At 40.9% G+C, this 11392-nt stretch carries 11 protein-coding genes and 2 pseudogenes; 7 read left to right on the top strand and 6 right to left on the bottom strand.

Translation table 11 applies throughout. The features are described from left to right. Positions 1-912, top strand: a pseudogene (locus tag IQR33_RS05725) (IS481 family transposase); the annotation flags it as partial. A gap of 9 nt (positions 913-921) precedes the next feature. Here IQR33_RS05725 and IQR33_RS05720 read toward each other — a convergent pair. Beyond that, positions 922-2295 carry a DEAD/DEAH box helicase gene (locus IQR33_RS05720; RefSeq protein ID WP_047102589.1) on the bottom strand — a complete coding sequence of 458 codons (1374 nt, stop codon included), beginning with the start codon at positions 2293-2295 and terminating at the stop codon, positions 922-924. Then, on the bottom strand, positions 2295-2828 hold the full coding sequence (locus tag IQR33_RS05715; RefSeq protein ID WP_152665693.1) for a hypothetical protein: 534 nt from the start codon (positions 2826-2828) through the stop codon (positions 2295-2297). The genes IQR33_RS05720 and IQR33_RS05715 overlap by 1 nt, the downstream gene beginning before the upstream one ends. A gap of 110 nt (positions 2829-2938) precedes the next feature. Between IQR33_RS05715 and IQR33_RS05710 the strand changes: the two genes are divergently transcribed. Further along, positions 2939-3145, top strand: coding sequence for a helix-turn-helix domain-containing protein (locus IQR33_RS05710; protein ID WP_005499654.1), 207 nt, complete (start codon positions 2939-2941; stop codon positions 3143-3145). Between the two features lie 423 nt (positions 3146-3568). Here IQR33_RS05710 and cas6f read toward each other — a convergent pair whose 3' ends face one another. Genes cas6f through IQR33_RS05690 form a run of 4 tightly spaced genes read right to left on the bottom strand, consistent with a single transcriptional unit; the run spans position 3569 to position 8309 of the window. Beyond that, a complete protein-coding gene (gene cas6f / locus IQR33_RS05705) occupies positions 3569-4165 on the bottom strand; it encodes a type I-F CRISPR-associated endoribonuclease Cas6/Csy4 (RefSeq protein ID WP_047102591.1) in 597 nt (198 codons plus the stop codon). 3 nt (positions 4166-4168) lie between these two features. Beyond that, positions 4169-5212 carry a type I-F CRISPR-associated protein Csy3 gene (gene csy3 / locus IQR33_RS05700; protein ID WP_047102592.1) on the bottom strand — a complete coding sequence of 348 codons (1044 nt, stop codon included), beginning with the start codon at positions 5210-5212 and terminating at the stop codon, positions 4169-4171. After that, a complete protein-coding gene (locus tag IQR33_RS05695; RefSeq protein ID WP_193837293.1) occupies positions 5199-7121 on the bottom strand; it encodes a type I-F CRISPR-associated protein Csy2 in 1923 nt (640 codons plus the stop codon). Before IQR33_RS05695 ends, csy3 begins: the two co-directional genes overlap by 14 nt. After that, on the bottom strand, positions 7122-8309 hold the full coding sequence (locus tag IQR33_RS05690) for a TniQ family protein (RefSeq protein WP_047102594.1): 1188 nt from the start codon (positions 8307-8309) through the stop codon (positions 7122-7124). 285 nt (positions 8310-8594) lie between these two features. Here IQR33_RS05690 and IQR33_RS05685 point away from each other — a divergent pair, with 285 nt between their 5' ends. The 5 genes and pseudogenes from IQR33_RS05685 to IQR33_RS05670 all read left to right on the top strand — a co-directional run bounded on the left by IQR33_RS05685 (position 8595) and on the right by IQR33_RS05670 (position 11203). Continuing rightward, positions 8595-8927, top strand: coding sequence for a membrane protein (locus IQR33_RS05685; protein WP_047102595.1), 333 nt, complete (start codon positions 8595-8597; stop codon positions 8925-8927). An 8-nt stretch (positions 8928-8935) separates the two neighbouring features. Further along, positions 8936-9259, top strand: coding sequence for a hypothetical protein (locus IQR33_RS05680; RefSeq protein ID WP_228009966.1), 324 nt, complete (start codon positions 8936-8938; stop codon positions 9257-9259). A 30-nt stretch (positions 9260-9289) separates the two neighbouring features. Further along, positions 9290-9574, top strand: coding sequence for a hypothetical protein (locus IQR33_RS32380; protein ID WP_047102597.1), 285 nt, complete (start codon positions 9290-9292; stop codon positions 9572-9574). Further along, complete coding sequence (locus tag IQR33_RS05675) at positions 9571-10044, top strand: potassium channel family protein (protein ID WP_257974402.1); 474 nt, start codon at positions 9571-9573, stop codon at positions 10042-10044. The genes IQR33_RS32380 and IQR33_RS05675 overlap by 4 nt, the downstream gene beginning before the upstream one ends. A gap of 83 nt (positions 10045-10127) precedes the next feature. Continuing rightward, positions 10128-11203: pseudogene (locus IQR33_RS05670) on the top strand (IS110 family transposase). The last annotated feature ends 189 nt before the right edge of the window (positions 11204-11392 follow it).

The following is an 11392-nucleotide window of genomic DNA, read 5'->3' as shown; positions in this document are numbered from 1 at the left end:
TTCGTATGTCGACGCTGTGGTATTTCCAGACCAACATTACGCAAGTGGGCTAAGCGATATAAGCAGTGTGGAAATCGCTGGTCTAGAAAGCCAGAGCCCACGCCCTCATTCATCTCCAGATACCAAACTCACTGATTAGCTAAGAGCATTGATCCTTACGATGCGTGAGAAACGTAATTTAGGGGCGCGACGTTTACAAACGGAATTAATCCGACTTCACCAAATACACCTAAGCACAGCGACACTCCATAAAGTTTTATCCGAAGCATCAGTCAAACCCATCGTAACTTACCGACGCAGAAAAGATTTCCAAAGATATGAGCGCCCAATTCCTGGTGATAGAGTCCAGATGGACACGTGTAAAATAGCGCTTGGAATTTACCAGTATACAGCTATTGATGATTGCTCTCGCTATCGGGTTCTCAGGTGCTACTCTCGGCTCACAGCAGCAAACACAGTCGACTTTATCTATTGTGTCGTGGAAGAGATGCCATTTCCTATCCAGCGTATTCAGACGGACAGAGGGCGTGAATTCTTTGCCGAGAAAGTCCAGAAACAACTCATGATTTATGGGATCAAGTTTCGTCCAAATAAGCCTGGCTCACCTCACTTGAATGGCAAAGTGGAACGCTCGCAGAAAACAGGTAAAAGTGAGTTCTATCCGACCACAAATGTCTTTGTGGGGCTGGAAGAACTGGATCTGCTATTCGCGGAATGGCAACACTACTACAACTGGGAACGGCCCCACAGATCGTTAAATGGGCCAACCCCGATAGACAGGATTACTGGGGTATCTTATCAAACTCCTTTATCTGAAGAGGTATCTCAGAACTACCAGATCAAGAAAGAGCGGTTTCAAGAGCAAAATTACAGGCTCGATCTTCGGCTAAAAAATTGAAACCATCTCTATGAATCACACATCTAAATCCCAACAAACGCCTCAATCACCCGTTCTCTAAAACGCCCCAGAGTGAACGACCCATAAGGAACAGAATTTTCGTTACCAACTTGCACACTTGTATCACTGTTATTCCATTTGAAATCCCCTAGTTTCGAAAAGGTTCGAACAGTATGTGATGAGCTTGTTTCAAGTGAATGTGCGTCTTCTTCCTCTTTGTCCTCAGGCTGTTTTATATAAAGACAAAAATCAGGAATATCTTGCTCGATTTCTTCAGCAAATTTAACAAGATTTTCTTCAGCAAGCGTGTACAGCCAAGCTTCTTGGTTGTTGCTATCTGTGATCCTGAGAATGCGCCCTAATACCTGACGGAAATACAACTCCGTGCGAACATTACTCAAATGGCAACAGACTTGAAGTCTTGGAATGTCAGTTCCCTCACTGATCATTCCAATGCTGATAATCCAAGGGGAGTGATCATTTTTGAATTGTTCAATTATCTTTTGAGCATCTGGGTCATGATAAGAAACCATCACGCTGGGTTGCTTTAGCTGTTCATTCAGGATTGTTTGAATTTGTCTCGCATGTGCAACGGACGAGGCGACGATAAGTCCGCCCGCATCTTGGTTGGATGCTCTAATGGAAAGTAGCTTACTCGCAGATAGTTTGAGAATATGAACTAAAGCATCTGTATCCTGTAAGATACTAGAATAACTTATTTTTTGTTCTTTAAATAATGCTTGAATCGATGAATAATATTTACTTTCTTCTGGGCTGACATATTGCAACTGCTCGTTATCAACTAACACGAGTTTCGGCTTTCGACATACTCTGTCGGTGATAGCCTGCTTTAAAGTGTACTGATAATCGCAGATGATTTTTCCTTCCGGATTGCTATAAGAGCTCAGTGATATTGGTAAGCTATCTGAGCGCCAAGGAGTTCCCGTCAGTGCCAAAGTATACTTGGATGCTTTCTGCACTTTTAAAATAATCTGCTCGCCCCAAGCATTCGCGTCAGAAAGAGTTTCACCTGAACAATGATGGATTTCATCGAATATAGCCAAGACTCGGTGCTTTGAAATTGTTTCCCAAAATTGATCATCGAGATATTGGATAGCTTGGTAGGTTAGTGATGTTCCTAATGAACCTAGAGAGCCATTGAACGAGCACTGCAATACACGAGAAAAAGTGCGTGTAAACCCATTAGCAACATTAATTGACGGAGAGAAGCAAATAATCAAATCAATCATATTTGAATCTAAGAGTTGCTTACTTAAATACGCAGCCATTATAGTTTTTCCTGCGCCGGGAGTTGCTTGAGTAAGAAAGTGCTTATTGCCAGATTTGTATTTTCCTAAGGCTTCTTTAATGCAGTTTCGTTGCCAATCTCTAAGCATCAAACAGCCTCCGACGTGAGTAGGTCTATTGTTTTTGAGATGGCGGTTATTTGCCCAGTTAAAGTGGCCGAAAGTTGTGTCGATTCTTGATGCAGCTTTTTTACTTTCTCTTGAGTCTGAGGGTATTGCGCCATAATCGAACGATACTCGTCCATTTCAGCAATTAGCATTGCAAGCTCTCCATTGAGCTTGCCTCTCATTTTGTTCAATTCAGCGATATATGGGACTGAACTTACCAAATCAACAGCTTTGCCCAGATTAATTTCTGATTCTACGCTTGAGGCATTAACTTGTTGAAACAAAGTGGTTTTATGAAACAGCTTATTGCGATTATTTCCTGATGTTGTCAGTAGTCCTTGCTTTACCATTGTATTGAGTTGTTTAGAAACAAACATTCGTACATAACCTACACTTTTGTCTTGCATCGTGCTGGTTAACAACAGATCCCGTATATCAGATATTCTAAACGTGGGTTTGTTATTTATGATTATTGAATCAATGATATATGGTTGAATGGTAAGGTCTTGTGACACGTAGCAACTCTCGACAGTAGATTTGAACATAGAAAAATAAATGCGGATTATAGTCCGTGGAAAAGTTCTCTTCAAGAATAGATAGTCTTTCTTTTTAATGTACTTTTGAAATGAGAGACTTAGCAAAAAAGTTTGGCTACAACGTTCGTTCTATGCGAAAAGACAAAGGAATATCACAGGATAAGTTGGCTTTGGCTGCAGATATAGATCGTAGCTACGTAGGCAGGATAGAACGAGGTGAAGTGAATATCACACTAGAAAAAGCCTACCAGATAGCAAGTGTCCTTCAGTGCGATATTCGAGTGCTTCTACCATAAATAGATTGGAAGAGTTCATTTACTCTAGTTGACGGAGCCTCCTACCTGTTCGGCAGTATTCGCTTTTTGGCTGAGCCTGGAGATGTAAATTTGTTATCAGCTACTTTTCAGTAGTGATGAGGATTATAGTCCTCATCTAATGCCAAAGCAAACAGCTAAGAGTTTAGCTGTTTGGAGATGGTAATAGTATTGATTTTTTAAACTACTCCTCTCTACCTATGCGGCAGTTCACTACTTTCCCAGGTGACTATAAATTTGCGCAAAATTATCAGCTACCTATTCGGTAGTTCACTATTACCAATGTAATAATAGTCCATAAATATCAGTTAGTTAATGGTTTTTCTACGAATTTACCCTTTTAAACTTAATGCTACATTCTAGGCTGTAAAATCAATAGGTTATGAAGATGGTGTAGATGTAAGGTTAAATCAATGGAACAACCTGCAATGAATTATCGGTATTGCCTAGCCCATAGCTGCTAAATGTTCCGGTACCTACAGTTCCTGACCTTTCCTTCATTTGTATGTTCAGTCGGAACTTATTGCCACTGCTGCTATCTTCTTCCAGTGAGTGGTAGCTTTGGAATGCATGACTAGTGGTTTTGGAATAAGCTATAGGGTCAAATATTTCGCCTCGTTCTAAAGCTCTTCGCTCAAGTCGTTTTAACTCCCTCGCTCGGCCCGCAGATGTTCCTTTATCTATAGAGTGTGCACGTTTAAATAGAACATAAGAACAATCGTCTGGGACAGTTTGTGTTGTGGAAATGCTAAAGTAACCAAGTTTTGTCATTTGTACGAAATACCTTCGTGATATCAGAAAATCCAACTCCATTTTATTGGTACTAACAAAGGTGATTTTACGTCCCACCGTTTCTTGGCCCCAGAGTGGGAACGAGACGCCAATGGATCTCGTTTCATACTTGTAATTAAAACGATGTAATTCCTTGATACATTTAGCTGCGATTGCTTCATTGTTTCGATATTCAGGTAAAAATGTGATGGTTCTATAGTACCAATCCATGGTTTAGGTTCCTTTCCGTTGAAGTAACCCGCCTTTTATCAAGTTTGCAACGATAAAATGCAGGTCATTAATCATTTCATCTGGCAATACTTCTGTCGCCTGAAGTTGTTCGAGGTATTGATCGGCTTTTTCCAAAAGTGTGAATAAATCTTTCCCAGTGTTTGGGTGACGATAACAATAAACGTCTTCTTTATGTGCACCATAGTGGCTGATACGTATTGGTTTGTCCGCATCCGGATACCAGTCGTCAATCGTGGCTATTGCCGCTCCAGTTTTATAACAACCGAGTATAGGACTACTCTCTCCATCTACGTCAGTGGATTGATAGATGCGGTTTTTTTCACCTTTGACAGAGTCTTTGAATACTTGACTAGGATAAATTGGAGCGTTTGTTCCTAAACGAAATGTAGCGCTGACTTCGAAAATACAGAGCCCATTCGGTTGGGAAAAAGCGTCAGTGATTAACTTGATTAGCTGATCCCAGTCTTTATGATCTCTGAAGTGGTTAGTGCCAGCATAATTTTTTCGGATGTCATGGAATGGGCTAATGGCTTTTTCGTCTTCCCATGGCCATGGTTTTATACCGATTGATGTTGAATATGTACATTCGTTATTTCTCCAAAGCCATCTACCATTACAAATATTCTCGAGGAACCTATTGGCGAGTTCTTCCCAACCCACTTTTTCCTCGTATAGCTTAATCAATTGAACTAGGGTTCGTTTTACTTCTGGATCGGAACACTTAAATGGTTTACGAAGACTCGAAGCAAATGAAACAGAAAATTCGCATTCGATACTCTCGGCTCCGTAAGGTACACAGCAAAAGTCGATTTCGTGCGCGTTGCCATGGGCTAGGGAGTGTGCCGTTGCGTCCATGTCAATTTGGCCATCATCTTTGTATGCAGACTTGGAGCCTTCTTTCATACCTAACGCTACACGGCTAGTGTATGGGAGTGGTGTCTTTCTTCCATCTGGCCAGTTAACAAGGAAAATGACATCAGAAGGTTCAATAGATTTTATATAGGACAAGTTATTAGGAAGTTTCATCGGATATGCTCCTGGGAAGTAAAATCGGACCTTGCTTCGAATAGTGATATTGCCAAAAGTATTGGTTGGGATTTGTATTTTTACTTATTGCTAAAAGTTTTATGATACCAAGTATGGTTTCGACGAAAGCATGTTTGTACCCGTGTAGTGAGCCACGTTTTTCACATGGGGTTTCTAATAGTTGATAACCAATGCAGCTGACGGTTTGTAATCTGTTATTTTTTAACTCGTCAATCACATCTTGAATACTGTTTAAGGTCACTTCGTTATTTAGGCTAAGCCATCTACCTGTTTCAACAGGTATCGCTTTGATTGCATCAGCCAAACTCAAACATCGGCCTAAGTGTTTTATATCGGATATGGAAACTGTCACTTTCCCTCTTGCTATTCTTCCCGGTAATAAGCGTATGAAATCGCGAGGTATTAGCTGAGAATAATGACTGCAACGAAGAATCAGGCTTACTGCAACGTCACACTGCCAATCGTCTCGTGTTGCAGGTGCTGTAATTTGTCCTTTTGTGTTTGGTACCCATTCTCTTGTTAATCCGCGGTTTTCCACATGAATGTTGTGAATGCATACGGCGAAACTTTCAATTTTAAAGTTAGGATTAGCTGTTTGTACATTTCTCTGGAAAGCGTGTACGAATCCATAAAACGCCATCATAGAAGGTATTCCAATACTCACAGACGTATTCATGGCTGATGCACCAGAGATTCTAAGATTTGGTAGCAGCAAGTATTTGTCGTCATTTCCCTCGCATTTTGGAGCATCTTGAGGCGGTGAATGAATGATTGAACCTATACAGTTGTAGATCAGCTGAGTTAGCAGGGGATCATAAGCATAGCGATTTGCAAACTTGGTTTTGGCTAAATCGACATTGAAGCGTTCTGTTAATTTCCTTATATCTAACTTTTCTTCGTGCGTGGGAGTGGTACGCAGCCATTGGGAAAGCATTATTTTAATGTCTTCAATGATTGATTTTTTTCTAAGTGCCAGTTTATTTGGTGATATTACCCATACGGAAGACTCTGTGTAGTCTCGTATAGCTCTGACTGAGCGCTTTGTAAGCCAATTTACGGAGTCTAAGTGGTGATGTTGGTACTTTTCTATCGGAGGCAAAGAGCGGATCATTTTGAATTTCCCTCCGCAACTCATTGCCAGAGTTCCCATGTTTGTCGCTCGGCTAAATAGAGTAATAGCAGAAAATCGATAGTGCTCACTCAATACTTGATAGCAATCTTCTTGCATTGATTGAGAAACCACAGGTGATAAAGAAATATATGAGTCTTCGTCGTTCGGAAGAGAAATCTGTGCCAAATAATTTCTAACTAGCGAAGTATTAATTTCCAACGGAGGAATAAGTGCTAGCTCCTTTGATATGTATTTGGCTGTTTTAACGTAACATCCGAGTTTTCTTAGAACATTCCAGAGCGGATGTTCAAGCTCTGTGAGCAACTGACCTAAGCAATGAACGTCACCATTCCATATAAATTCACTCGTTAAAAAACAGGATTTATTCACTTGGCTAGAGTCATTGGCATAAGCCCAGCTATTTTGGGGTAATTTACTAGAAGAAAGCATAAAAGGTGGCAAATGCCCGACTGGTGCGGCACGAATTACGCCATTTGCTCTAATGTCAGGAAACTTTGGGTTATGACTTTGGCGATATTTAACGGTTCTCAAGCAGTTGGCCCACCATTTTTCGTCTCTAAGCTTGTCTTTACATTTCTTTCTATCAAGTAGGTCTTTTTGTTCGATGACTCTATCTGTTAGGTTCACTAGTATGGTTAGCGCTTCAATGGAAGTATCTGATATGTCAACGGGTGCGGAGAGTGGTCTAAAGGCTCTGCGCAAATCTTTATTAAGGTCGTCTGTTTTGTTATCTAATATTTCTGCCAGTGTTGTCATTCACCACCTCGACAGGTAAAAAGAGCGATTGAACTCATCAGATTGAAATTCTGAAAGCCAAAGACAATAAACATCACCCAAGTAAAAAGCGTATTCAGTAACGATGAGTATCTCTCGTTTTCCAAGTTGACGATTTGGGGTGAGTAGGCCTTGCTCAATCATTGATGTCACTTGCTCTCGAGAACAGTTCAGCAATACACATATCTCGAGCATATTCATTCGAAGGTTCGCCAGTTTACCGTTGTCGTCCCATAAGTGTGTTTCTATATACTGAAACATCTCTCTTAATATGATATTCGAACGAAAGTTACGGTCAGGAAGCTGAATTGAGCTAAACAGAATCTTCCCTAGAATGTCTTTCATTCTTAAATCGTTTTTACTAAGAACGCAGTATTCGAAATTGAAATCTATTTCTTTTCCAATCAACTTGTGAAAGGAGTTTGGCCAATGTTCCCAAAAGGCTAAGAATTCACCATTGTTTCGAGTTTTACATGAGCTTGATATTTGAGACCACCAATGCATGAACCCCCATCTATAACTAAGAGGGACATCTGGCAATGGTTTTACATCATCTCCTGCTAACCAAGATGCTATCCTGGTCGCTTTAGGCTCGTGGTTTTCTTGAGATGCGGATATATTTTCCCCACATTCAGTACATACACCTGATAATCCCGCATACCGGTAATCATAAATTGCCCCGCAACTACAGCGTTCTATTAACTTAACGTCATGTTCATGACAATATTCATACCCTGAAAAATGCCAGCGGTAACTCGCATATCCGTGTTCACCTAGACAACAGGGACAACATGGAATCGCCCCCTTACGTAGAAGAGAGCGTGGAATGACTTCTGCACCACGGATTAACGCGGTTGTTGACGGAGAAAACTGCATTTGGTTTCTGTTTAACGCGATACCGAGTAAATCTACAGGTTCGTTAAATGTTAACTGACTGAGGTGATGTAATGCGTGTGTTCGCGAGATTGAATGTTTCTTGGAGGAGTACGGGTTGATGCGACAGATATCGGTGGGAAATGTCTGGAACTTTCTTGGATCTATATCTAAAAGATAACGCTTAACGGCTACTAAAAACCGATTAACATCACTATAACCATTTTTGTTTGCAACACGAATAAAAAAGCTTTCAAGGCTTTCGTCTGGATAAGGTTTTGGACGTTGTAAAAGCATCACTTGAACCAATAAAGTTATTCAATTTTACTATAGCTCAAAAATAGGATTATGAGATATTTTTATCATATTTTATTAGGTTAGTTGAATAACCACCAACTTGATAGGCACCTCTTGTTTAAAGAGTTTAGTGGGACGGAGAGGTGTACCGTCTGCTGAGTAGTGACGTTGAGTTTGAGCCTGGGCCTTTATTCTATTTAGACGTTATCGGAGCCGTTTCTCTGCAAAACAGCCTCTAGTGATGCGAATATTTGCGATAATCTAATCATATTTTGATTTGAATAGGTGTTGTATTCGAATCAAGCAGTCAAAGGTGCACTAAACAATGAGCGCTTCTTACCACGCTTTGGACATATGGCTGAGTGCTTTGCGCTGCTTTTATTGATTGTTGCAGGTGAAGGCTTCTTTAAGCCTGTTATCACCCTTGCGGAAAAAGGTATTGATGATGTGGTTGGCGACGTACTTGTTAACTACGCGTTTGGCGGCCTATCAATTTTCGTTTTGTGCTGGATATATTTTGACTTTGTAGGCAATAGTAAGCCACTCGGCAACGCGCCTAACACATTCATCAAGTGGACGATCTCTCATCTGCTGTTGATGCTGTCGCTGTCACGATAGGCGTCGCATTGTCAGCAGAGGTCAAAATAGGTTTTATGGAACAATACCCGTTCAAATATGCATTGATAGGCTGTTTGGGCTTAGCAACTTACCTGTATTGTTTACTTAAGATTCAACATGTTATCGAGATTCATACCGCCCACCGATTTGCCACTGCGAACGTTAGCTATTTCGGTATCACGCTTTGCTTCTTGACTCTGATTATCGTGCCATTTGTTCCTTCAATTGTAGTTAACGTTGTATGGGGAGCGGCGTTGTTCTCTCAGATCTTGCTCCTTGTGAGAACTGCATTTAAGGTTCTGAATCGTGAGGCGAAGCAAGCACTCGATTAAGCGTTTTCGTCTTCAAGGTAGTTCTGCTAAATGTTTCAATGGATTGCTACTATGTATCGACCCAAAGTGCCGGAACACATTACCAACTTTCAACTGGCAGTATTAGTTTTATCTGTATTTGTTGTTTCCCTAGCAATTGTACTTGTCTTTAACTTGCCATCTGACGTCCTGCAGATTCTGATCTATGTAGATACATTTATTTGCGCGATCTTCATTATTGACTTTGTTCAGCAATATAGAGCTGCGCCGTCCAAGCTTGAGTATATGAAATGGGGCTGGCTTGACCTTATTTCTTGTATCCCATTGATGGAGTGAATCAATTTGCACGTTTAATTAGAGTTTTTCATTTGGTGCGTGCGATCAAGTCTATCTCAATGATTTCTCATGCAATCAATGAAAACAAGACTTCGACGTCACTGCACTTTATGGTGGTGACCTCCCTAATGATGATGCTGTTTGGTTCGATTTACATCCTTTATCTCGAGAAGGATATGCCGGGTACCAATATTCATAACGCCGGTGATGCGCTTTGGTGGACATTCGTCACTATTACAACGGTTGGTTACGGTGACTTTTTCCCGGTGACATTGGAAGGGCGTATTGTTGCCATTATCTTAATCACCACCGGTGTTGGTATGTTTGGTAGCTTTACTGCTGTTCTGGCCTCGTGGACCTCTAACGAGCGCAAGATGGAGGTCCAGATCTTAGAAGAGGTGCATGATCTCAGGGTAGAGGTTCATGAGTTGAAATCAATATTAAAACTGCAAGCTGAAAGAAATGGGTAGTCTGCTATCTTGCGATTAGACTTGCCATACTTGTAATTATTCATGAGTTTTTAATATTCAATTTTTCGTAACTCATTAATAAGATGGTACGCCCCACACCTGCACTACACTCAGCTATGTCGCTGAATATGGGAGGTGCCATTATGTCGGCAATCAAAGTTATTGGAATCGATTTAGGTAAGTCTGCTTTTCATCTAGTTGGCCACGATTATAGTGGTCGTGAACAATATCGGCATAAATTATCTAGACGTAAATTACTACAGTTTATCTCTGTGCATGAACCAACATTGATTGCAATGGAGGCTTGCTGTGGTGCTCACTGGCTTGCAAGAAAATGCCAAGAATATGGGCATCAAGTTAAGCTGATTCCCCCTCAATATGTTAAGCCATATGTGAAGAGTCATAAGAATGATTTTATTGATGCAGATGCTATAGCCGAAGCTGCGACCAGACCAAGAATGCGCTTTGTTTCACCGAAAACTGAACAAGCACAATTAGGAGTAGTTATTCGTAGGATTAGAACAGGCTATATTCGAGAGCTAACAGCAACGATGAACCGTATTGGTTCTATCCTTACTGAATTTGGCTTCAGCTGTCCACGCGGGCATGCGAATATGAAGCGTCTTTTTCAATGGTTGGCAGATACAGGGCAGCCAGTTCCTTCTTTACTTGTCTTTGAGTTACGAGATCAGCTTAATCATAACATGATCTTAATGACAAAATTAAAGAGCAAGATAAGAAGCTGGAAACTCTTAATCGTGACAATGAGTTATTTACCATATTACAAACCGTACCAGGCATTGGACCTCTGACAGCTTCTTGCTGCCTGTCTTCCGTCTCCGACCCTAAAGACTCTTCCAATGGCCGTAACTTTGCAGCTTGGCTAGGGTTAGTACCATTTCAATATTCGATAGGTGGAAAGCCAAGAATGCTAGGGATATCCAAGCGAGGTAACAAAGAACTTCGTGAGCTTTTTATCCATGCAGCTAGGGCTGTTTTATGGCGAGATGAAACTGCTCAGAGATACTTTGGCTCGTGGCTTACAGACTTAAAACTTCGAAAGCCTTTTAATGTTGCTTTAGTAGCTTTAGCCAATAAGTTAGCGAGGATAGCTTGGTCTGTTATGGCTACGAAGAAACCATTTGAAATAAGAGTATAAATCAAGTTTGCATATGAAAATGAAAGATGACAAAACGGTTAGACCATCAGATTGAAGACCTTGTGGACAGAACAGCGACATAGAACGCTTTCTCATTTTTGAGGACAATTTGGCGCGGATCTCATCGTAGAGCTGGGGCTATGTAGCATGTAGGTGTCCCCAATTAGACTCTGAATACATTAGCGCAAA

Source organism: Vibrio sp. OPT46 (genome assembly GCF_015163535.1).
GTDB classification, from domain to species: domain Bacteria; phylum Pseudomonadota; class Gammaproteobacteria; order Enterobacterales; family Vibrionaceae; genus Vibrio; species Vibrio alginolyticus.
This window is presented reverse-complemented; position numbering and strand designations above follow the sequence as displayed.

Bases quoted from the DNA above. Each gene is read 5' to 3' on its own strand.
- IQR33_RS05695 (WP_193837293.1), bottom strand. From the start codon at position 7,121: ATGACAACACTGGCAGAAATATTAGATAACAAAACAGACGACCTTAAT.
- IQR33_RS32380 (WP_047102597.1), top strand. From the start codon at position 9,290: ATGTTTCAATGGATTGCTACTATGTATCGACCCAAAGTGCCGGAACAC.
- csy3 (WP_047102592.1), bottom strand. From the start codon at position 5,212: ATGAAACTTCCTAATAACTTGTCCTATATAAAATCTATTGAACCTTCT.
- cas6f (WP_047102591.1), bottom strand. From the start codon at position 4,165: ATGGATTGGTACTATAGAACCATCACATTTTTACCTGAATATCGAAAC.
- IQR33_RS05720 (WP_047102589.1), bottom strand. From the start codon at position 2,295: ATGCTTAGAGATTGGCAACGAAACTGCATTAAAGAAGCCTTAGGAAAA.
- IQR33_RS05690 (WP_047102594.1), bottom strand. From the start codon at position 8,309: ATGCTTTTACAACGTCCAAAACCTTATCCAGACGAAAGCCTTGAAAGC.
- IQR33_RS05710 (WP_005499654.1), top strand. From the start codon at position 2,939: ATGAGAGACTTAGCAAAAAAGTTTGGCTACAACGTTCGTTCTATGCGA.